This is a genomic window from Facklamia languida CCUG 37842 (assembly GCF_000245795.1).
GTDB lineage: Bacteria > Bacillota > Bacilli > Lactobacillales > Aerococcaceae > Facklamia > Facklamia languida.
Window position 1 is genome coordinate 1,226,564 of sequence record NZ_JH601133.1, and the last position, 20,575, is coordinate 1,247,138.

The window sequence follows — 20,575 nt, forward strand, 5'->3', positions numbered from 1 at the left end:
CATTATTTAAACGCTTCCAAAGCCGGGATCAAATCTTCTTCGATTTTCTTCCTGTTGGTATAGCTTTTAACAATTGCTACTTTTTGGTCATCAGAAAAGATGGACTTAAATTCTTTGACCGTTACGAATAAGTCTGCTTCCTTACCGACAGCCGCATTAGAGTCACAGGATTCAACATTGGCGTCAATACCCATGCTGTCACAAATCGCTTCGACTTTCATCTTTAATAACAAACTACTTCCAATACCGTTTCCACATACTGTCACAATATTAATCATCGAGATCTTCCTCCAATTTCGTATTGATGATAGCTAATAGCTGGTCTTCATTGTCTGCAGCAATGAGTTGGTCAATCACTTCGTCCGAATCGAGAATACTGCCTAATTGCTGTAAGGCAACCAGATGCGAAGAAGCATCAACTGCAGCCAAGCAGAAGATTAGGCTCACCCAATTATCTTCATCCTCTTGCTCATTTCTAAAGTTAACGGGCTGTTTGAACTTGGTTAGACTGATTCCCATCCGGTTGACATTCCCATCAGGTCGAGCATGCGGAACGGCTACATTCGGTGCTAACACAATATAGGGTCCGAGATCCCTGACATTTTGAATCATACTTTCCACATAGGCATCATTAATGTAATGATTTGCTAACAAACTTTCAGCAGCAATTCGGATGGCTGTCTCCCAGTTTGGAGCTTGATCGACAATCCTAAGCAATTCACTTGTAATTAATTTGGTCAAGAAACCACCTCCTTCTAATCAATCATTAAAAACTTTGATACCTCTATATTACTACAAATTCGCGTCTTAGGATATGGCAAAAAGAGGATTTTATCCTTTTGTTATAGGAGAATAATCAGTATTTTCTCATATAAATTTTATACAGAAGAATGTAGAGATACCCCTTCGAAAGTCAGATGGGTTCGTCTCGCTTAAATGGGGAGTCCAATCATGAGAAAACGAATCGTGTCAACCAACCAATGACTCAGGCAAGCAGATAGCAAACTGACCCGCCGTTGGAGCCAGGCAAAGGGGAGACCAAAGAGGAGAACAAGCAGGACTAAGCTGAGCATTCCTGAAGAGAAACCAGCCTGAATGAAGACCGAGGGCAGGTGGATCAAGGTATGAGGCAAAAGCATCATGGCCCATAGGGTTCGATTCTCTGCTGGCTTGAGGGGTTGGTTCTTGATTAATACCAGACAATGGACATAGAAACTGGTTCGCATCCCAATTTCTTCCATAATCCCAGGGCTGAGTGAAAGGATAAAAGGATGGATCGACCCTTGGAAATGAAGAGGCTCTTGGGCAATTAGGAGATTCACACCTCCAAGGACAAGCCCTGAAACAAGACCGATCAAGAGGCTGTAGGCAACCGACTGACTAGGCTTATTATTGAAGAAGGCGATCGGGGATGAGGGGTAGACCTCCCGTAAGCGAAAGAAGCTGAGAGAGCAGATAAAGGTGTAGCCGCCCATGACCAGAAAGGGCATCAGAACTGCCAGATCGAATACAGGTCGGACTAGAAGGCTCGTATCAATATAGGATGCTCCCACTAGGAGTCCTAAGGGTAAAGCCTTGAGATAAGAATTGGCTTGAGGCAAACCGAGCCGCCAGAGAGCATGGAGGCTGAGCCCCAAGGTGTAGAACTGGATCAACGACCAGGCATTTTGACCCGCGACCTCTGGTGAATAGTTGAGACTGGTTAAGAAGATGACCAGTATGAAAATAAAAAGTTCCAGCCAGACTTTAGCTAAGCGGTTTTTTGAATTTAGCATGAGCGTACTCCTTTTCTTTATAAATTGGGTCTGATATTAAGCAATGAAAGCCTTAAAATCGCTATTATTATAGCATAGGAAGGGGGCCTAAAGTTGAAAAGATGGAGCTAGTGGTTCAAAAAATTAGAAGAGAAGGATCGGGAGGTAAAGGAAGTCCTAAGGGGTATGATGATCCAACTAGCGTGCAAAGCCTTACGGTTTACCGTTTAGGCATTGCCTAGTGGTCCTAGCCCGGAAAAGCTTGGCTTTGAAGGGCGGTCCCCTATGATAAGCAGTGAAACCTGACTGATTGACGGTTATCTTGCCTTTTAATTTTTAATTAAATATGTTTAATTACTTTGTTTTCCTAGCATGCAATGCCTTACGGGTAACCGTTTAGGCACTGTCTAGTGGATCGAGCCCGAAAAAGCGACAGTTTTGAAGAGCAGCCCCCTTTAATGAAGATTGGACAGCCTTCTTTTTTATCTATCTCCCCACCAAATGATGAATTGAGGATATTTTGCTTTGCGTGATCGAGAGGTATTATTCCTTGTATTTGACAATCAACTTTTGATTGTCAAAAAAACTTTTTATTTTAGCGGCAAATACGTTATATTATTACTAGTTGATTGAATCTAGAGGAGGTTGGCACGATTGAATTATGCATACCCGTTGAATCCGGACTGGTCGAGTGAAGAAATCGCTACGGTGATTGACTTGATGGTCGCTGTTGAGACAGCTTATGAGTCTAAAATTACCGCCAAAGACTTGCTGGACAAGTACCGAGCCTTTAAAGGCATTGTGGATTCGATCAGTGAAGAAAAACAGATCGACCGTGCCTTCCAAGAAGTATCCGGGTATTCGATCTATCGAACCGTCCAAAAGGCCAAGACTATCAAAGAAGGCCAGACTTTGAGTATGGAATAGGAGGCATTTATGGATTTTCAGCTACACCAAAGGGTGATTTCATGGTTAAAAATAGCGGGCGATTCCCTCAAGGATTCCTTGACCAGTGACCTGGCGGTCGAAGAGAAGACCCAACCTAATGACCTGGTGACGCGGATGGATCGCGAAATTGAGGCCTACTTTGTTCACAAGATTGAGACCTATTATCCGGACCATAAGGTCATTGGCGAAGAAGGCAAGGGGCATGAACTGTCCGACCTGGCGGGGACCGTGTGGATCCTTGATCCAATCGATGGAACCCTGAATTTTGTGAAGCAGGGACGTATTTTTGGGATTATGATTGGGATTTATCAAGACGGGCAGCCCTTAGCAGGCTATATCTATGATGTGATGCATGATGATTTGTATTATGGGATCAAAGGGATAGGTGTCTTTTGTAATGAACGTCCCATCCAAGCGAGAGAAGTATCCACTCTTTCCCAGAGTCTGATCATAACCAGTGGCTCCATTTTGATGCGCAATGATTACCATAGCCATCAATTATTAACCCAAAGCCTAGGATCAAGATCTTACGGCTGTGCGGCTTATGAATTAATCGCGGTGATTCGCGGGGAAGCCGCCTGCTACTTGTCTAAGCGCTTGATGCCCTGGGATGTTGCAGCCGGGATGGTGATTTTAGACTTGATGGGCTACCGGTACAGCCGGCCGAACGGGGATCCCATTAATTTATTAGAGGGAGGGCCTGCTGTTTTTGCCCATCCCAATGTTTATGAAGAAGTGATGACCATCATCAATCAGCCAGAGAATTAGGAGATTTGAATGAAAACTAGAGATGATATTCGAAATATTGCGATCATTGCCCACGTCGACCATGGTAAGACGACTCTGGTCAATGAATTACTCAAACAATCGGACACCCTCGATGCGCGCGCTCAGTTAGATGACCGGGCGATGGACCGAAATGATATTGAAAGAGAACGCGGGATTACTATTCTGGCTAAGAATACAGCCGTAAATTATAAGGGCAAGCGCATTAACATTATGGATACCCCAGGGCACGCAGACTTTGGGGGGGAAGTTGAACGGATCATGAAGATGGTCGACGGAGTGGTTTTAGTCGTGGATGCTTATGAAGGGACTATGCCGCAAACACGCTTTGTTCTAAAGAAAGCTTTAGAGGAAGGTAAGACCCCGATTGTGGTTGTCAATAAGATTGATAAGCCTTCGGCCCGTCCGGATGAAGTGGTGGATGAGGTCTTAGAACTCTTGATTGAATTAGGGGCAGATGACGATCAATTGGAATTCCCAGTGGTCTATGCTTCAGCTTTGAACGGTACCTCTTCTGATTCATCGAATCCTGCTGATCAAGAGCATACGATGGATTATATCTTTGATGCAGTGATCGAACATGTGCCAGCTCCTATTGATAATTCAGAAGAACCCTTGCAATGCCAAGTCACCATGTTAGACTACAATGACTTTGTTGGACGAATCGGAATTGGCCGAGTCTTCCGTGGCAAGATTCGTGTGGGGGATGCTGTGACGGTCTTGAAGATTGATGGATCTAAGAAGAATTTCCGTGTCACCAAACTCTATGGTTTCTTGGGCTTGGACCGGATCGAGATCAAGGAGGCGGTCGCAGGGGATTTGATCGCCATTTCCGGAATGGACGATATTTATGTGGGTGAAACAATTACGTCGGTGGAAGCGCCAGAGGGAATGCCCCTGCTGCATATTGATGAACCGACCTTGGAAATGAATTTCTTAACAAACAATTCACCCTTTGCGGGTCGCGAAGGCAAGTATGTGACGGCCCGTAACTTAGAAGACCGGTTGATGCAAGAATTACATACAGATGTCTCCTTAAATGTTACACCAACGGATTCTCCTGATACCTTCCGGGTAGCAGGACGGGGTGAATTACACCTCTCCATCCTCATTGAAAATATGCGCCGCCAAGGCTATGAATTCCAAGTGTCACGGCCGCAGGTCATTGTTCGTGAAGTGGATGGGGTACAGTGTGAGCCCTTTGAGCGTGTCCAAATCGACACACCGGAAGAATACATGGGCGGCATTATTGAAGCCTTAGGTCACCGCCGAGGGGAGATGGCTGACATGGTCTCAACAGGTAACGGCCAAATGCGCTTGGTCTTTTCAGTGCCTGCACGTGGTTTGATTGGTTTTTCAACCGAATTTATGAGCTTAACCCGGGGATATGGTATTATGAACCATACCTTTGATGAGTACCGTCCTTTGATTCATGCCGAGATCGGTCAACGTCGTAATGGGACACTGGTCTCCATTGATAATGGGACGGCAACGACCTATTCGATTATGAACTTGGAAGACCGGGGAACGATCTTCGTGGAACCCGGAACAGAAGTTTATGCTGGTATGATTGTCGGAGAGAATAACCGGGAGAAGGACTTAACGGTCAACATCACTAAGGCCAAGCAGCTGACCAATGTTCGTTCAGCTACCAAAGACCAGACAGCCGTCATTAAGACACCGCGTAAGATGACGCTCGAAGAGTCGATTCAATTCATGGCTGATGATGAATATTGTGAAATTACACCTGAAAGCGTCCGCCTACGCAAGAAGATCTTGGATAAGGGTCAGCGTGAGAAGGCGAATAAGAAATAAATTATCACTTCCTGGCACCCCTATACTCATTGAGGTAGGGGTGTCTTTTTTTGATAAGCGAGCGAGCTTAATACTTGGCATTAAGCATTTTGCTTTAGAGGATAATGGAAACATGCTAAAATAAGGCCATCAAGGATAAGGAGGAATCACGATGACCTTTAAATTACCAGAACTACCCTACGCTTATGATGCGCTTGAACCAGCTATTGATCAAAAGACCATGGAAATCCACCATAGTAAGCATCATAATGGCTATGTGACAAAACTAAATAAGGCAGTGGAAGGAACAGAATTGGCGGATAAGACGATCGAAGACTTGATCGCAAATCTTGACCAAGTACCCAATGACATTCAAACTGCTGTCCGAAATAATGGGGGCGGCCACTTAAACCATACGCTTTTCTGGGAGGCGCTCCAACCATCTGCTGAAGACAACCAGCCTCAAGGGGACTTAGCGGATAAGATTGAAGCGAATTTTGGTTCATTTGCAGACTTTAAGGAAGCCTTTAGTGAAGCGGCTGCTGGCCAATTTGGTTCTGGTTGGGCATGGCTAGCTGAGAAAGATGGTCAATTGAAAGTGATCGGCACACCCAACCAAGACAACCCAATCTCTGATGGATGGAATCCCCTCTTAGGCATTGATGTCTGGGAACATGCCTACTATCTAAATTACCAAAATCGCCGTCCAGACTATATTGAAGCCTTTTGGACGATTATCAATTGGGATAAAGTCAGCGAGCGTTTGACTAAATAAATTCGAAATTAATTCTGGCCTAAGCCGAATGGCTTAGGTTTTTTTCATGTGATTCACTTCTTGATTCGAGACATGTGCTATAATAGGATAAATTTGAAAGGGGGGGAAGACGATTAAAGAGAATCTAAATGGTGAAGTTCTTTCTCAACCAGGGAGTAGGACCCTAGATCGTCCATCCTGGCTACAAGAAATACAGTCAAATCTAAAATTGATCACTAAGGGAGACTCCATGATCACTGGCTTAGTGGGTGCCTTACTGGTTATTTCATGTGTCATGGTCTTCTCGGCTAATTTATATACCCAACCTATCCGGCAGGTGGTCGTACAAGGGGTTGCTATTTTAATCGGATTGGCGGGGATCCTCGTCATCCGCCTCATACCTAATCGATGGATCGACAACAAGCATTTTCTTAATTTTTTATTATTGATCACAACCGGACTGATTATGTTTGCCAGTTTATTTGGTGTCGATGGTGGGGGGGCAAGATCCTGGATTGACTTGAAAATCTTTAAATTTCAACCTTCTGAAGTGATGAAGCCCTTGATGGTGCTAACGATTGCCCGGGTCATTACCTATACCAAACGGACCTATTTATTAAAGTATGAAAAGGGAGCGGTCTCCAACTACTATATTCCCCTTGTCTTAGTAGTCTTGTCCCTGATTTTAATTGGCAGCCAGCCGGACTATGGCTCAGTTCTCATCCTAGTTGGATTAGGGGTTGCCATGGCCATGCTCTTTCTTCTACCCCCAAAGACCAATCTCTTACTGGTAGCAGGGGCGCTAGTATTGATTGGACTGGCTTTAGGCGCAAGTCGGGTTTTTGGTGATTTCCTTGTTAATTCAAATTATCATGTCTTTGAACGGATTGGGATCTATATCAATCCCTTTAACTATGCCCAGACAGATGGCTTCCAAATTATTAGTTCCTATCTTTCCTTTGCTAAAGGAGGCTGGTTCGGACTTGGGTTGGGGCAGGGGCATCTGAAGGCGATCCTGCCAGCAGCTGATACCGATTTTATTCTCGCTGTGATTGCTGAAGAATTTGGCTTTATTGGCTGTAGTTTGGTTGTCCTGGTTTTGATGACCTTAATTTTTTATCTTTTGAGGGTGGCAGCTACCATGAATCGTCGCTTCCACCGGGTCAGTATCGCAGGATTTGCCCTCTTATTACTCATTCAGACCTGTGTCAATGTTGGCGGCCTTTGCGGCTTAATTCCCTTAACGGGGGTCACCTTACCCTTCCTATCCTACGGGGGAACGAGTATGATCATTAACTTGACCTTGATTGGCTTTGTCCAGAAGATGATCGCAGAAGAGAGAAGAATGCGCCAACGAGCACAAATGGTAAAAGTAGAAAGGTTGGTATAAATGACTTTTGAAGTAGTAAAACGGCAATCACTTGTCGTTTGGCTTTATACGCTGAAGCAGTGGAAACAATTAAGAAAATTTGGGACGGTTCACTTTATTAGTGATCGCTTAAAGTATGTAATTCTTTATGTGAATGAAGCCGATGCCTCTTCGATTATGACCCAGTTAAAGAGCTTGAACTTTGTTCGAGAGGTGGAGCCTTCTTATCGGGATGAGATCGATATGACCTTTAAAGATTCAATTCCAGATCGAATTGATCCAGACTTGAAGAAAGAAGAAAAACCCACCCAGACAGATTACAAGACCTTCTTTAAAGACTTGGCCCAATCCATTGAACAAGAAGCAAGTGAAGAATAGGTGATGAAATGCGGATTATTGCTGGAGAATACCGTTCACGTCCTCTCAAGGCGGTCCCTGGCCAGTCAACTCGACCGACGACCGATAAGATTAAGGAAGCTATGTTCAATCTCATAGGTCCCGACCTTGGAAAATGTCAGCTCGCCCTAGATTTTTATGCAGGATCAGGAGCTTTGGGGATTGAAGCCGTCTCGCGTGGGGTCGACCATGCGGTCCTCTGCGAGAAAAGTGACCGGGCCCTTCGGGTTATTTCCGAAAATATCCAGATGACAAATGAACCCGATCGGTTTACCGTTTTAGGGGGTCCTAACCGCAAGCGACTTAGCCAGTGGTTCCGCTCTGGTGAGGAGGGGTTTGACTTGGTTTTTCTCGATCCTCCATATAAGCAGGCAGATTTATCAGGGGATATCCTATGGCTCGGTCAAGAAGGAATGCTGGCAGATGGCTGTGTGATTGTTTGTGAGAGTGATACGGGTCATGTGGTACCAGACCAGATGGACCAATTGGTCCTCTACAAACAAAGACAGTATGGCATGAGTATAGTGAGCCTTTATCATTACCAGGCAAGGGGGGAATAAATTGACAAAAAAAATTGGCATTTTTGGCGGTTCGTTTGACCCGCTAACCTATGGGCATTTGAATTTAATTGAGCGATCGAGTCGTCTTTTTGACCAAGTTATTGTCTTGATTGCAGTGAATACGGCCAAGCAAGCGGTGTTCACATTAGAAGAACGTCAACAATTAATTCAAGAGGTGACCAGCCATCTCGATAATGTCCGAATTGACACCTTAACAGATGGCTTAATTGCCCATTACTACCAATCCGTACAAGCGACTTCGCTCATTCGTGGGGTGCGCTCAGGTAAAGACTTTGAATATGAAGCCAGTATCGCTTCTGTGAATCAGACTCAAGTTGACCACCTAGAGACCGTCCTTCTCTTAGCAGATGACAAGTACCGCTATATCTCATCGAGCTTAATTAAAGAAATTGCCTATTTTGGTGGCGATGTGTCCCAGATGGTTCCAGAGAATGTAGCCAGGGCCTTACAAGATAAATATCAAACAAGTCAAAACGAATCCTAGATTCGTTTTTTTTGACGCAAAAATAAGAAAAGAAGTGTATTTATGGATAATAAATTACAGGAGCGAGGGCTATGACCTATTATCCAAATTCTAAATTTCCAAGATCTTTTCACTATCTACGAGCCCCCGCCTTTTTTCTGGCGGTTCTTATTCTGGTGGTGTGTTTCTTTGTAAAGGGTCAATCTTGGCAGTCACCTTCAGACGAACTCCCATTAGAAAGCCAGCTTTCAGACCCGGTCGACGAGCTTGTCACACATGAGACAAGCCAACAAGCGCTGATCTATTGTGATATCAAAGGAGCTGTGAACCAGCAAGGGGTCTATGCCTTACCATTGGGTTCCAGGTTGTTTGACCTGATTGAGCGAGCAGGGGGCTTAAGACCAGATGCAGCAGAAGATTCTTTGAATCTCGCCGTCTTGTTGGAAGATCAGATGCTGGTGAAGGTTTTAACCCAGAAAGAATACCAAGCCAGCCAAGCAGAAGAACCAGTAGATAGCGCCCAGATGCCTTTGACTAATCTTCCGAACGCTACAACAAGTGGTTCGGAAAGGAAAGAGCTGCAGATAAATATTAATACTGCTGATCAAAGTCAATTGGAGACGCTCCCTAATATTGGACCAAGTAAGGCTCAAAAGATTATTGCCTACCGCCAAGAACATGGGTCTTTTCAAACCATTGAAGAATTGCAACAAGTCTCGGGGATTGGCCCTAAGACTTTTGAATCTTTACGTGATTTGATTACAGTGGGGCCCTAATGAATCCGATAAGAGACCTTAAATTCCATTGGCTCCTCCTTTTACTGAGCTGCGGATCTTTAGTATTTGCCATCACGCATTTGAATGGATGGACGGTCGGGATATTCATTGTAATGATATTCAGGCTCGTGTCCGCCAAGAAAGTTGCCTTGATTCCAATTTTTATGATTTTATCGGGTCTAATAGCCCTTCGACTCTATCACCAAAATCAAGAAATGATCCTACAAAAAGGGCTGTTTGAAGAAGGGCAGGTCCAGACTCTGCAAGTCATGGTGGATCCCTTAAGCTTACGTTTTGAGGAAGATTATTTTTCTGGCAGGGGGCAGGTTAAAGTCGGGGATCGAATGATTCGAATGACTTACCAGGGGCCGATAACAGCTGATAATGATGACTTGATGAAAGCTTGTCAAGCTAATTATCATTTTATTGAGTGTGAGGGGGTTCTAACTTATCCTGCTCCTGCCCGTAATTTCTCTACTTTTAACTACCGGGATTATCTGGCGAAACAATCGGTGATCTGGTCCCTAAAAGTCAAGAAGATTAATCGAGCGGTTCGCTTAACGGATAACTTATTTCAAGCCCCTTGGATTTGGTGGACAAATATTAGGACTCACTTCCTGAATTCACTTCGCCACCATGATCAATCGATTCTGGTGGCTATCCGTAATAAGCTGCTCTTTAATTTAGAATCTTCGCGATGGTCAGAGATCAAAGAAGTCTTTGCCTTATTAGGGGTCCTACACTATTTTGCTATTTCGGGTTTTCATATTGATTTTATCCGCACCCGCTTGGACTCAATCCTCAAAAGGTCCGGAATCCAGGTGGAGTTCGTCAGGCTGTTGGTTGGCCTGGTGTTAGTACTCTATGCGAGTCTGATTTCTTGGCCGATCGGGGTTGTCAGGTCCCTGACACTTTATTTTGCTCAGCAAGTATGCAGGGGATTGGGTTGGCCTTTATCAAGAATTGATTTACTAGCGCTTATTGGCATGGTTTTACTACTTTATCAACCTCACTATCTCTTCGATATCGGCTTCCTTCTTTCTTTTCTGATTTCCTTTATTTTGTTGTTCTACCAGCAAACGGTTGATTTCAATCGATCGATCCACCTACAGCACTTAGAAATGACATTGATTTGTTTATTGTTTACCTGGCCGATCACGCTCCATATTTCCCATGAATGGAATTACCTTCAATTAGTCATCATCCTAGGCTTCTCCTATGTTTTTGACCGCTACATGATGAATGGGTTACTATTTGTGACCCTCATAGGCTTTGCATCAGGTCCGTTTGCTTTTTTATCGGTCCTATTTACAGAGGCATCAGCCTTAATGGATTGGTTTTGGAACCATGTCCCCATTCAATCCATTTTCAATCTTTCCACTGTTGTTCATGGACAACCAATTGTCTGGGAGACCCTGCTGCTATTGAGCGCTGGCATTGTGATGGTCTACTGGTTAAGAACAAAGCCTAAGCAAGCGGGACTCTACTGCTTGATTGTTTACTTAGTGGTTTTTACGTCCCCTTATTTAAACCTTTCCCATCGAGTGACAATTATCGATGTGGGGCAAGGAGACGCTCTCTTGTACCAACCCGCCTTTAACCAGGGGGCCTGGTTGATCGATACAGGGGGTCGAGCAAATTGGAAACAGGGTGAATTGGTAGATCCAAACTTTGCTAAGCGAAATTTATTGCCAGCTCTGAAGGCCTTAGGGGTCGGATCACTGCATGGAGTTATCGTAACCCATCCAGATAGTGACCATATTGGGAATCTCGCAAGTCTAATGAACCGTGTTAAGGTCCATCACCTTTACCTGACGACTTATACCCTAGAGAGTGACCAGTGGCGTCAAATTGAGAAAGAGATTGATCCGCGAGTAAAGGTTCATCCACTCAAGGAAAGTCAGGAACTGTCCTTATTATCAGGCCAACTAGAATTAATCACATTGTCCAATGACCCCAATGATCCAGATGTGAGTAACAATTCATCAATTATCAGTCGATTACAGTTAGGGCCGTACCAAGTCTTAAATATGGGAGATTTAAATAGCGACCAGGAAGCTGAGCTGATGGAACACTACCCAGATCTTAGGGCAGATTTTCTAAAGCTTGGTCACCATGGTAGCCGTCATTCATCGAGTCTGGCTTTTCTCGATCACTTGCAGGTCAAAGTTGGCCTAGTTTCTGCTGGGGAGAACAATCTTTATGGCCATCCTCACCCAGAAGTCCTGGATCGGCTAAGGCTTCGTTCGATTCCCTGCTACCAAACGAATCGCCAAGGGGCCATTCAGCTAGAATGGCATCCCTGGTGGGGGATAAGACTACGCACTGCACTTGGCAGTGAAAGTTGACAAGACCTTCCATTTGGCTTAAATTGAGGAAAAAGAGGTGAAAGGAGATAGTGATGGAAAAAATACCAAGCTTCACAATTAATCATTTAATCTTGCAACCAGGGGTCTACCTTTCCAGAACAGACCAGGTCGGAGAAACAGAAGTCCTGACGTATGATTTACGGATGACGGCTCCTAACATTGAGCCCGTTATGAATACAGCGGAGATCCATACCATTGAACATATTGTTGCAACCTTCTTAAGGAACCATCCAAAGCACAAGCAGGATGTGATTTATTTCGGACCTATGGGCTGTCGGACTGGATTTTATTTGATATTAACTGATCGAATTAAGGGGCAAGCCCTACTTGATTTCATTCGGGAAGCCTTTCAGTTCACAGCAGACTTTGAAGGGGATATTCCAGGTGCCACAGCTAGAGATTGTGGGAACTATCTTGACCAGAATCTCCCAATGGCTAAGTACCAAGCCAAGAAATATATCCAAGTCCTAGACCAATGGACAGACCTGACCTTTACCTATCCTGAGTAAATATTTGGTTTGAACCATAAAAAATACCCCTTAAAAACCAAACGGTTCCCCAAGGTCAATCGGCATGATAAAAAGGCGCAACTTTTTAAGTTTGCGCCTTTGTGTTTATGGTTTAGAAAGACTCTTGCAAGAGGTCACTGAAGGAAGCGAGGTCAAAGATTGGCGTTTCCTCCATATAGGGAATGGCCTGAGCCAGGGGTTTGTGATACCAGGTGACATCGACTGCATCATTTCCTTTATGAGCCAGGTTCGAGATGTGTAAAATTTGGTTGAAGCCCTGTTTTTGGTGGAAGCGAATTGAACGATCGTTATCAGCAATGATAGATGAGATAATATGTTGGACTTTGCCTTGTTTAACTAACAAGTATTCCATTAGGGTATAGAGTTCTTGTCCGACGCCCCGGATCGGGGCATCTTCTGCCAAATAAATACTGAGTAAGCCAGCATTCAGAAGGGGAAAGTCATAGAAATCACTGAGATAAACAAAGCCGATCACCCGACCTTGGTATTCTGCTACCAAGAAGGGGTACTTTTGTGAGGTGGTTAGGATTCGGTCTCTTAAGCTCTCAAGGCTAGGGATTTCCACCTCTAAGTTATAGTTGGTTTTCTCAATGTAGGGACGGTAGATGCTTTGAATAGCCGCAGCATCACTTGTTAGGGCACGACGAATAGTGAGTGATGGTTGATTAAACATAGGGTGGAAGCCTCCTTAAATATATTTACCTTGTCATTATATTTATTTTTAGCCAAACTACAATACTTTAATTGTAATTTTTTTGTAAATTTTTTTAAAGTCAATTTGAGCTTCTTGACTATGGAGTTAAGACGATTGGTATCAGTCTTTAGCCGGTTTTATTCCACCTGGTATAAGACTAGTGTTTTAGTCAAACTGACTGCCCAAAATATAAAAATTCGATCATTCGCATTTTCGCTTTCCAATGAAAAGAGTAAGATTGAAACAAGTATTGCTGGAAACTTGAAAGGAGGCTGATTGGATGCCCAAGAAGTTAATGGGTATTCACCACGTGACGGCCCTAACCAATAGGATGCAAACGATCGATTCAGTGATGACTGATTTACTCGGACTGGTCCCCATTCACCAGCGAGTAAATCCGCCAGTAGGAGATGATCAGACAAAGGCATATGGGCTATTTAATCACTCAAGGGCTCCCTACCTAAACTTTTTTTATTCTCCTCGATACTCTGTTGCCAAGGGTGGTACCAATCAAGTACATGGTATTTCTTTGCGGGTGGCAAATGCCTCAGCCTTGACAGGCTATCTCAAACGTTTTGATGCATTGGGTATTCAACATGGGTCCATCTCGGAGTTTTTTGGCTACTCGGTCCTTCCTTTTGAAACAAAAGATGGACTCCATTTTCAACTTATTTCAGACTGCTTGGAGAGCCAGGCTTCATCTAAACAAGAGAGCCTGCCTCACCGCAATCCGATCCTTGGATTGGGCCCCATTGTGATCGATGTGGCCTATTATGAGGAGATGCAAAGGATGCTTCAATCGCTGTATAATTTTTACCTAGTTCAAAAAAATGACCAGATGTGCTTATTAGAAGTGGGGCCAGGATCGGGTGAACCAAGAATCCTCTTGCGCCTAAAGGATAAAGGTCCCCAGGCTAGTCTTGGGGCAGGAGCTGTTTATCATTTTGCCTTTAGTGTCAGTGATCTCCAAGATTTACAAGCCTGGTATGGTCGTTATCAGGCCTTGTCTATCCGGTCATCCGGGATTGAAGATCATGGCCCATTCTATTCGCTCACGACCCATTTGGGGCACTTTAGGATTGAATTGACAGCAGATAAGCCTTTATAAAATTTGGTTTTTTATGAAAGGTGGGTGGATAATCTTTGGGTGAGGTCCAAAGACAATGCTGTTTCTTGAGTGATATTTGACTCTCAATCATGCTATAATGTAATTGTTCTATCTAGATGAGGTCTTAAAGAAAGGAAAAGGATTATGAAACGATTATGGCTATTGGTACTGGGCCTTCTGCTTGTTGGATGTCAGACGCATCAGAGTGAAGATCAAATCGAGACGAGCCTGGTTGGAACCACTCAAGAAACCCATCATGAAACCAGTGAAGAGGCCCAGGCTACTCCAGAAGGTTCTCAGGGTCGTCAAGCATGGACGGACTATGCGCATTACGCTGCTCCTAATGAGGAGGGTTACGCCTATCAGATTTATAATGATCCAAGTTTTTCATCAGAAGTTTATCCCATTACCGATTCGACGTATTCTAAGGTCCTATTATTCACCTTTGATGACGCCCCTCAGATGCCAAATCCATATGCCCTTGAAATAGCCAAGACACTCAAGGCTAAAGATGTGAATGCCATCTTTCTAGTGAATGGTATGTACTTAGAGACCGAAGAAGGCCGGCAGATCACCAAGGAAATTTATGATCTTGGATTTGAGATTGGGAACCATACCCAGACACATCCCAACCTCCATGAACTCGATTATGATCAAGAATATGCTGAAATCAGTCAGACTAGCCAACTGGTTGAAGAAATAACAGGTGAGAAGCCGCGATGGTTTCGGCCACCTTTTGGACTTTATACGAAAGATACAATTGCGATCTGTAATGAGCTGGGCATGCAATTAATGACTTGGAACTTTGGCTATGATTGGATGGATGAGTATTTGGATGCCCAAGCTTTGGTCAATATTTCCCTCACCACCCATCATTTGCATGACGGAGCAAATGTTCTCATGCATGACCGGTCCTGGACGCTTGAAGCACTCGATCAGATGATTGATGGCTATCGCGAAATGGGCTATCAAATTGTTGATCCGCTCTTAATTGAATCCAGAGAAAACATCCTAGCCAGTGAGTCCTAGTTTATGAGTAAATGTTCTTTTGGAATCGCGATTAAGCTCCTAGTTAATTGTTAATGGAACTTTAGATCAGGAGAAAGGAAGAGATGATGACTCAATTTCCCAAAAAATTATTAGCTGGCAGCTTAGTAGGCTTTGCTACTTATAAAGTTTTGCAGTCTATTAAACCGTTCCGTCACCCCTTGCAGTCTTTTAATCCTAAGGAGCGATTATTAGCCCCATATGATGACCACCTAGCGATTAAATGGTTGCATGAGGATTGTTTTGAAGAAGAATGGAACCAGCAGCTCATGCCTTACCTTTTGGACCGGATGGAATCGGGCAGGATTCAATCGCAAGATTTTGCCCTAGCATATGACTTCTACCAAGCTGACCAAGCCCAAGCGACCCTGGTGCTTGTGCATGGATTTAATGAATTTAAAGAAAAATATCGCGAAGTTATTTACTACTTCCTGCAAGCGGGTATTCAAGTGCTGGTTTATGATGCCCGTGGACATGGCCATTCCAAGAAGTCGGACCACCATACGATGGTTGATTGTCATAGCTTTGAAGACTACCTGACCGATCTCGATTTGATGGTAGACTACGCTCGTCAACGGAGTGATTCAGCCACCCCCGTGTGGTTAATGGGACACTCCATGGGGGGAGCCGTTGTAACAGGGTATGGCCAGGCACAAGAGCAAAAGATTGATGGCTTGGTCTTGTCAGCTCCTATGATGGCGATTGAGACTGGAGGTATCCCGGATGAATGGCTCCATCTCTTTACGGATAGGGCAAAGAAATTAGCCTATGGCCATCGCTATATCCCAACAACCACAGACAAGGAAGCTCTAAAGCGCTTGACCTATCAAACCAATAATAAGCTCTGTAATTCAGATTCTCGTGGTAGTTTTTACCATGCTTTAAATTTTTCTGAACACCTATACCCAACTTTTTCAGCTTCGATTAATTGGCTCGATTCCGCTCTCGACTTTCTTCAAGAGATCAATCAACCAGAAAGAATTGAAGGGATGAACCTGCCGGTTCTTCAATTTAGAGCAGAGAAGGACCAGATTGTCCGAGCAAATGGGAATTATAATCTTGGCTATTACTTACCAAATGTCTTGAACATAGTTGTTCCAAATAGCCAGCATGAAATTCTTGCAGGCCATGATCCGCAAGTTCAGGCAGTTATCAGTCAGACTCTATCCTTTATTCAAAGTCACAGTTAAAGGCAAAGAATAGGGTGGTAATCCTCTCGACCTCTTTGAGAAAAGGAAAGACACCGAATGAGAAGCTACTGGCAGGAGAACCTCGCTCAGTGGGCAATCATTCGGTGTCTTGTGTTGTTAATTCTTTGAAAGTAATTATCGAGTCATTCATTATCAATCAGTCAGCCAGGGCGAGTTATCGACGCCTTGAAAGGCTTTAATGATAGGAGTTAGGCTATTTGCCAGAATAAGCAATAATGAGCCCGTGACGTTGGGCATAAAAACTACAAAGTCCTGAACAAGCTAAGGTGGTGACCTTAACTTGTGGGTAATGCTGGCGGACTAGGTTGGCAAAATCTTGACAGCCGTCGGGATTTAGAACATGGCTAATGACTAGTTCCAAACCGTCAAAATGATTATGCTTCATTTCTTCTAACATGGCTTTCATGGCTCGTCTTGTTCCTTTAGCTTTTTGGGCTAATTCAATGGTTCCTTCCGGTGAGCGTTTGCCAATCAAACGAATCCCGAGGAGGCCAATCATTTGACCAATAATTTTTGAAATGCGGCCATTCTTGACTAGACTATCGACGGACTCTAATAAGAAGTTCGTATGAGTGGATCGGTGGAAGGCTTCTAACTTTGAGATAACAGTTTCGAAGTCTAGGTCTTGTTGGATGAGGTCGATCGCCTGATAGATCAACAAGTCAATTTCAGCACCCGCTGAATGGGTATTGAAGATATAGATGTTCGCATGCGGATTCTTTTCTAAGACCATTTCTTTGGCGAGGACGGCTGAGTTGTAAGAACCAGAGATATTGGCTGATAGGGTAAAGCACAAAATATTGTCTGCTCCTTCATAAGCCTTAGCGTAAGCATCTGGACCAGGACAAGCAGAAGTTGCGGCAATCTTAGTTGCTTCCATTCGGTCCATAATTTGCGCTATCTTCAGTGTATGATCGTCTGTAAAAATATGGTTATCAATATTTAAAATTAGTGGAACACGTTCGTATTGAATGGTGGGGGACAAGTCACTGATTGACTGAATGTCTGCCCCAGAATCACTTACAATTTTCCAAGTCATAGGCAAAACCTCTTTTGATTTCTTTGGTCCTAGTATAACGAACTAATAATATTCTTGCAATTTCTTTGTTGGTTAGGACTTGCAAATTCTATGGTATAATAGGTAAAATGAATATAAATGATTGCTAGGAGGAAGCGTTATGTTGGGAAATATTCATCAATCCAATTTACCGATACTTGTCCGATTTGTTTTCGGGGCCCTCGGGGTTGCCTTTGCTATGATTAACCAAGTTGATTATGCCATGATGTCCTTAATTATCGTAAGCATTCTAACCATTACCCATTCTGAGATCGATCAATATTTTGAATATCAAGAGGATGCCTTATCCTTCGGTCTAGAGCTAGAAGTTCTAGCGGATTTTATTGGATATGGCTTAGTACCAGCTGCAATCCTTCAATCTCTAGCAGGAGGGGCTGTCTGGGGTGTTATTGTTGCAGCCATCTACATGCTCGCGGTTGGGATCCGACTTGCCCATTTCAACCGTCCGCAAGAATTTCAAGGGGAACAAGTTGAGCTGGATCATTCTTATTTGGGTCTACCGATTCTAGCTGTTGTCCCAGTGCTTGCCATCCTCTTATTAATTCATTTCTTTGCTAAAGGGGCCTGGTTAGCCATGGTCCTAGCGGTTCTATTACTTGTCTTGGCGGTTGGTTATGTGATGGCACGCCCCATTCCGAAGTTGACCAAGGAACAGTGGCGCTATACCGTGATGGGACTCATTGTGGTGCTCATTGTTTTCCTAGCTTTTAGTATTTTCTTGTAATTTTTGCAGAAGTAACGGTTCCTCCATTGAATGATTAGGGACGTTACTTCTTTCTTTTTTGTTTTTATAAGGGAGGTAGTTGGCGAGTATGAAAGTCCATATCCTACATACGAATGATCTTCATGGACACCTTGAGCATATAGACCTTCTAGCAAAGTATATTCAACAACGACGGGATGAGATTGAACAAGCAGGCGATAAGATGATCCTATGTGATGTGGGCGATGCGATCGACTTTTGGCATCCTTTAGTAGAAGCAACGCACGGACAAATCATTGTCGACTTATTTAACCAAGTTCAGTATGATGTAGTTACATTGGGTAATAATGAAGGCTTAAATATTTCTCGACCCCACTTTGACCGTCTGGTTCAAGCTGCTCAATATTCCTTTGTATGTGGGAATTTAAGGGCAAGCCATGAGAAGTCCGATTTAGATAGCGTCCACCAAGTTGTGATTAAAGAATTGGATGGTGTACGGATCGCCTTCTTAGGGCTCACCGCGCCTTACCCGAGTTACTCTTTGAATGGTTACCAGGTCTTGGACCCCTATGATGTGCTTGAAGATCAATTGCAAGCTCTCCATGCAAGATCGTCAGAATGGGACTATCTCGTCTTGCTCTCCCACCTGGGTTACCAGGCGGATCGCGAGATTGCCCAACGCTTTGAAGGCATTGATTTGATCCTAGGAGGACATACCCACCATTACCTTCGCTACGGGGAAAGGATATCTGGTGTCACCTTAGCTGCTTGCGGGCGTTATGGGGAATACATTGGAGAAGTGGTCCTGGATGATTCGTCTAAGGACTTGGTCGTCTCGACTAAGTCGCTTAATGAAATAAAGGAAGGTATTACCCCTGGCTCCTTTAAGGATTATCTGAATCAAGGGAAATTGCAACTCGATACGGAAGCAGTGGCCTGGCTACCAGAACCGTGGGATTCTCATTTAACTGCAGGTCAGAATTCCTTGATTGAACAAACTTTCAATGCTATTTGTGACCAGATGGATTGCTGCCTGGCCATGCTATCAACTGGTATGTTCTTGACAGGCTTGCCACAAGGAAGAGTCAATATGAGACATTTACATCAAGCCCTGCCTCATCCTGTCCATGTTGTAAAGCTTCACATCCAAGGACTCCACCTTCGTAAGGCCCTATGGGAAATTCAGTCTCAAAGAGAGCAGCTGGTTGATCGGCATGTGTCTGGATGTGGTTTTCGCGGCAAGTATTTCGGCGAGATGGTCTTCAGGGGCATCGCTTATGATTCGGCCCATAATGACTGGTTAATTGAAGGGCTTCCTTTGAATGACCAACAAACTTACCAGCTTGTAACCCTTGACCACTACCTACTTTTACCATTCTTTCCTAGTTTAAGAGACCATATTGAGATTCAGATTTTATTCCCAGATTTCTTGCGTCAGATCATGCGGCGCTATTTGCAAGAACATTATCCCTTGATTTGAATTTTATTTAGAGGAGTTATTTGACATGACACAAGATGCAACAGATAAAGGTTTTGACTTGACAGACTATCTAGAAGACTTATTGCGGCCTGATCAAGGTGAAATAGAAAAAAATATTTCCAAAGTGGATGACCACCATCTCTTGATCGAGGGAGAAGAGTATCAAGTATTAGTGGATCATGCTAACGGCTACCGTTATGATGCCTTCTTTGATCGTTACCAAGATTTTTTTGCGAAGTATGATTATATTGTGGGAGATTGGGCATCCGATCAACTGCGTTTACGCGGTTTCTATCAAATCGGGACTCCAAAGGTTCCTTATGATCAACGGATTGAGACATTAGAAGACTATTTGAATGAGTACTGTAATTTTGGTGCAAGCTACTTTGTGATAGGTAAGACAAAGAGTCTCCTTGACTATCCCCAGTTAACGGAAGACCTTCGTGCGGGTAAATTTGCGAGTTTACCAAGTAAGTCGCGTAATCAAAAAAGGTCATTTGCAACCAAGTCACCTCATTACAAAAAAAATCAGCGCAACCATCGTAAAAGATCGAGCCAGTCTTCTCATAAGGACCGTAGCTTGGTCCAGGACAGGGAGACAGGCAAAGGGAAAAATAATTTTAAACTCCGTCAAAATGATCGACAAACTCGCTTCAGTCATTCGAATCGAAATACTAAGACTCATAAGGGACATTTTACGATTAAGCAGAAAAAGTCCTAAGTCGTTCTTTAGA

At 43.8% G+C, this 20,575-nt stretch carries 22 protein-coding genes; 17 read left to right on the top strand and 5 right to left on the bottom strand.

The window, feature by feature from the left end; all coding sequences use genetic code 11:
- Positions 1 to 2: 2 nt before the first annotated feature.
- From HMPREF9708_RS05640 to HMPREF9708_RS05650, 3 genes are all read right to left on the bottom strand, one after another.
- Positions 3 to 278 (bottom strand): PTS sugar transporter subunit IIB, encoded by a 276-nt coding sequence (locus HMPREF9708_RS05640; RefSeq protein ID WP_006309297.1) that lies wholly within the window; start codon positions 276 to 278, stop codon positions 3 to 5.
- Positions 271 to 741: a PTS sugar transporter subunit IIA gene (locus HMPREF9708_RS05645; protein WP_006309298.1), complete on the bottom strand. Its 471-nt coding sequence runs from the start codon at positions 739 to 741 to the stop codon at positions 271 to 273. Before HMPREF9708_RS05645 ends, HMPREF9708_RS05640 begins: the two co-directional genes overlap by 8 nt.
- A gap of 191 nt (positions 742 to 932) precedes the next feature.
- On the bottom strand, positions 933 to 1,775 hold the full coding sequence (locus HMPREF9708_RS05650; RefSeq protein ID WP_006309299.1) for a hypothetical protein: 843 nt from the start codon (positions 1,773 to 1,775) through the stop codon (positions 933 to 935).
- Positions 1,776 to 2,399: 624 nt separating this feature from the next.
- Here HMPREF9708_RS05650 and HMPREF9708_RS05655 point away from each other — a divergent pair.
- From HMPREF9708_RS05655 to HMPREF9708_RS05705, 11 genes are all read left to right on the top strand, one after another.
- Positions 2,400 to 2,681, top strand: a complete 282-nt coding sequence (locus tag HMPREF9708_RS05655) for a UPF0223 family protein (protein WP_198004236.1) — start codon at positions 2,400 to 2,402, stop codon at positions 2,679 to 2,681.
- 9 nt (positions 2,682 to 2,690) lie between these two features.
- Positions 2,691 to 3,470, top strand: coding sequence for an inositol monophosphatase family protein (locus tag HMPREF9708_RS05660; RefSeq protein ID WP_006309301.1), 780 nt, complete (start codon positions 2,691 to 2,693; stop codon positions 3,468 to 3,470).
- 9 nt (positions 3,471 to 3,479) lie between these two features.
- On the top strand, positions 3,480 to 5,303 hold the full coding sequence (gene typA, locus HMPREF9708_RS05665) for a translational GTPase TypA (protein ID WP_006309302.1): 1,824 nt from the start codon (positions 3,480 to 3,482) through the stop codon (positions 5,301 to 5,303).
- A 151-nt stretch (positions 5,304 to 5,454) separates the two neighbouring features.
- Positions 5,455 to 6,057 (top strand): superoxide dismutase, encoded by a 603-nt coding sequence (locus HMPREF9708_RS05670; protein WP_006309303.1) that lies wholly within the window; start codon positions 5,455 to 5,457, stop codon positions 6,055 to 6,057.
- Between the two features lie 229 nt (positions 6,058 to 6,286).
- Entirely contained in the window at positions 6,287 to 7,426 is a 1,140-nt protein-coding gene (locus tag HMPREF9708_RS05675) for an FtsW/RodA/SpoVE family cell cycle protein (RefSeq protein WP_006309304.1), read from the top strand.
- Complete coding sequence (locus HMPREF9708_RS05680; RefSeq protein WP_006309305.1) at positions 7,427 to 7,783, top strand: YlbG family protein; 357 nt, start codon at positions 7,427 to 7,429, stop codon at positions 7,781 to 7,783.
- 8 nt (positions 7,784 to 7,791) lie between these two features.
- On the top strand, positions 7,792 to 8,361 hold the full coding sequence (gene rsmD, locus HMPREF9708_RS05685; protein ID WP_006309306.1) for a 16S rRNA (guanine(966)-N(2))-methyltransferase RsmD: 570 nt from the start codon (positions 7,792 to 7,794) through the stop codon (positions 8,359 to 8,361).
- 1 nt (position 8,362) lies between these two features.
- Positions 8,363 to 8,866 carry a pantetheine-phosphate adenylyltransferase gene (gene coaD / locus HMPREF9708_RS05690; protein ID WP_006309307.1) on the top strand — a complete coding sequence of 168 codons (504 nt, stop codon included), beginning with the start codon at positions 8,363 to 8,365 and terminating at the stop codon, positions 8,864 to 8,866.
- 71 nt (positions 8,867 to 8,937) lie between these two features.
- On the top strand, positions 8,938 to 9,621 hold the full coding sequence (locus tag HMPREF9708_RS05695) for a helix-hairpin-helix domain-containing protein (protein WP_006309308.1): 684 nt from the start codon (positions 8,938 to 8,940) through the stop codon (positions 9,619 to 9,621).
- Positions 9,621 to 11,969: a DNA internalization-related competence protein ComEC/Rec2 gene (locus HMPREF9708_RS05700; RefSeq protein WP_006309309.1), complete on the top strand. Its 2,349-nt coding sequence runs from the start codon at positions 9,621 to 9,623 to the stop codon at positions 11,967 to 11,969. The genes HMPREF9708_RS05695 and HMPREF9708_RS05700 overlap by 1 nt, the downstream gene beginning before the upstream one ends.
- A gap of 53 nt (positions 11,970 to 12,022) precedes the next feature.
- The gene (locus HMPREF9708_RS05705; protein ID WP_006309310.1) at positions 12,023 to 12,499 is read left to right on the top strand and encodes an S-ribosylhomocysteine lyase; all 477 of its coding nucleotides are present in this window, start codon (positions 12,023 to 12,025) and stop codon (positions 12,497 to 12,499) included.
- 112 nt (positions 12,500 to 12,611) lie between these two features.
- Here HMPREF9708_RS05705 and HMPREF9708_RS05710 read toward each other — a convergent pair whose 3' ends face one another.
- Positions 12,612 to 13,193: a GNAT family N-acetyltransferase gene (locus tag HMPREF9708_RS05710; protein WP_006309311.1), complete on the bottom strand. Its 582-nt coding sequence runs from the start codon at positions 13,191 to 13,193 to the stop codon at positions 12,612 to 12,614.
- 301 nt (positions 13,194 to 13,494) lie between these two features.
- Between HMPREF9708_RS05710 and HMPREF9708_RS05715 the strand changes: the two genes are divergently transcribed.
- From HMPREF9708_RS05715 to HMPREF9708_RS05725, 3 genes are all read left to right on the top strand, one after another.
- Entirely contained in the window at positions 13,495 to 14,322 is an 828-nt protein-coding gene (locus HMPREF9708_RS05715; RefSeq protein ID WP_006309312.1) for a VOC family protein, read from the top strand.
- A 144-nt stretch (positions 14,323 to 14,466) separates the two neighbouring features.
- Positions 14,467 to 15,351 carry a polysaccharide deacetylase family protein gene (locus HMPREF9708_RS05720; protein ID WP_006309313.1) on the top strand — a complete coding sequence of 295 codons (885 nt, stop codon included), beginning with the start codon at positions 14,467 to 14,469 and terminating at the stop codon, positions 15,349 to 15,351.
- An 83-nt stretch (positions 15,352 to 15,434) separates the two neighbouring features.
- A complete protein-coding gene (locus HMPREF9708_RS05725; protein ID WP_006309314.1) occupies positions 15,435 to 16,559 on the top strand; it encodes an alpha/beta fold hydrolase in 1,125 nt (374 codons plus the stop codon).
- A 214-nt stretch (positions 16,560 to 16,773) separates the two neighbouring features.
- Here the strand turns inward: HMPREF9708_RS05725 and HMPREF9708_RS05730 are convergent, their stop codons facing one another.
- Entirely contained in the window at positions 16,774 to 17,619 is an 846-nt protein-coding gene (locus HMPREF9708_RS05730) for a DegV family protein (protein ID WP_006309315.1), read from the bottom strand.
- Positions 17,620 to 17,758: 139 nt separating this feature from the next.
- Between HMPREF9708_RS05730 and HMPREF9708_RS05735 the strand changes: the two genes are divergently transcribed.
- The 3 genes from HMPREF9708_RS05735 (at position 17,759) to HMPREF9708_RS07925 (ending at position 20,562) form a co-directional block, all read left to right on the top strand.
- A complete protein-coding gene (locus HMPREF9708_RS05735; RefSeq protein WP_006309316.1) occupies positions 17,759 to 18,382 on the top strand; it encodes a CDP-alcohol phosphatidyltransferase family protein in 624 nt (207 codons plus the stop codon).
- Between the two features lie 88 nt (positions 18,383 to 18,470).
- Positions 18,471 to 19,841: a bifunctional metallophosphatase/5'-nucleotidase gene (locus HMPREF9708_RS05740; RefSeq protein WP_006309317.1), complete on the top strand. Its 1,371-nt coding sequence runs from the start codon at positions 18,471 to 18,473 to the stop codon at positions 19,839 to 19,841.
- 25 nt (positions 19,842 to 19,866) lie between these two features.
- Positions 19,867 to 20,562 carry a YutD family protein gene (locus HMPREF9708_RS07925; RefSeq protein ID WP_006309318.1) on the top strand — a complete coding sequence of 232 codons (696 nt, stop codon included), beginning with the start codon at positions 19,867 to 19,869 and terminating at the stop codon, positions 20,560 to 20,562.
- Positions 20,563 to 20,575 lie beyond the last annotated feature (13 nt).

Bases quoted from the DNA above. Each gene is read 5' to 3' on its own strand.
- HMPREF9708_RS05640 (WP_006309297.1), bottom strand. From the start codon at position 278: ATGATTAATATTGTGACAGTATGTGGAAACGGTATTGGAAGTAGTTTG.
- HMPREF9708_RS05650 (WP_006309299.1), bottom strand. From the start codon at position 1,775: ATGCTAAATTCAAAAAACCGCTTAGCTAAAGTCTGGCTGGAACTTTTT.
- HMPREF9708_RS05660 (WP_006309301.1), top strand. From the start codon at position 2,691: ATGGATTTTCAGCTACACCAAAGGGTGATTTCATGGTTAAAAATAGCG.
- typA (WP_006309302.1), top strand. From the start codon at position 3,480: ATGAAAACTAGAGATGATATTCGAAATATTGCGATCATTGCCCACGTC.
- HMPREF9708_RS05670 (WP_006309303.1), top strand. From the start codon at position 5,455: ATGACCTTTAAATTACCAGAACTACCCTACGCTTATGATGCGCTTGAA.
- HMPREF9708_RS05675 (WP_006309304.1), top strand. From the start codon at position 6,287: ATGATCACTGGCTTAGTGGGTGCCTTACTGGTTATTTCATGTGTCATG.
- HMPREF9708_RS05680 (WP_006309305.1), top strand. From the start codon at position 7,427: ATGACTTTTGAAGTAGTAAAACGGCAATCACTTGTCGTTTGGCTTTAT.
- rsmD (WP_006309306.1), top strand. From the start codon at position 7,792: ATGCGGATTATTGCTGGAGAATACCGTTCACGTCCTCTCAAGGCGGTC.
- HMPREF9708_RS05695 (WP_006309308.1), top strand. From the start codon at position 8,938: ATGACCTATTATCCAAATTCTAAATTTCCAAGATCTTTTCACTATCTA.
- HMPREF9708_RS05700 (WP_006309309.1), top strand. From the start codon at position 9,621: ATGAATCCGATAAGAGACCTTAAATTCCATTGGCTCCTCCTTTTACTG.
- HMPREF9708_RS05705 (WP_006309310.1), top strand. From the start codon at position 12,023: ATGGAAAAAATACCAAGCTTCACAATTAATCATTTAATCTTGCAACCA.
- HMPREF9708_RS05710 (WP_006309311.1), bottom strand. From the start codon at position 13,193: ATGTTTAATCAACCATCACTCACTATTCGTCGTGCCCTAACAAGTGAT.
- HMPREF9708_RS05715 (WP_006309312.1), top strand. From the start codon at position 13,495: ATGCCCAAGAAGTTAATGGGTATTCACCACGTGACGGCCCTAACCAAT.
- HMPREF9708_RS05720 (WP_006309313.1), top strand. From the start codon at position 14,467: ATGAAACGATTATGGCTATTGGTACTGGGCCTTCTGCTTGTTGGATGT.
- HMPREF9708_RS05725 (WP_006309314.1), top strand. From the start codon at position 15,435: ATGATGACTCAATTTCCCAAAAAATTATTAGCTGGCAGCTTAGTAGGC.
- HMPREF9708_RS05730 (WP_006309315.1), bottom strand. From the start codon at position 17,619: ATGACTTGGAAAATTGTAAGTGATTCTGGGGCAGACATTCAGTCAATC.
- HMPREF9708_RS05735 (WP_006309316.1), top strand. From the start codon at position 17,759: ATGTTGGGAAATATTCATCAATCCAATTTACCGATACTTGTCCGATTT.
- HMPREF9708_RS05740 (WP_006309317.1), top strand. From the start codon at position 18,471: ATGAAAGTCCATATCCTACATACGAATGATCTTCATGGACACCTTGAG.
- HMPREF9708_RS07925 (WP_006309318.1), top strand. From the start codon at position 19,867: ATGACACAAGATGCAACAGATAAAGGTTTTGACTTGACAGACTATCTA.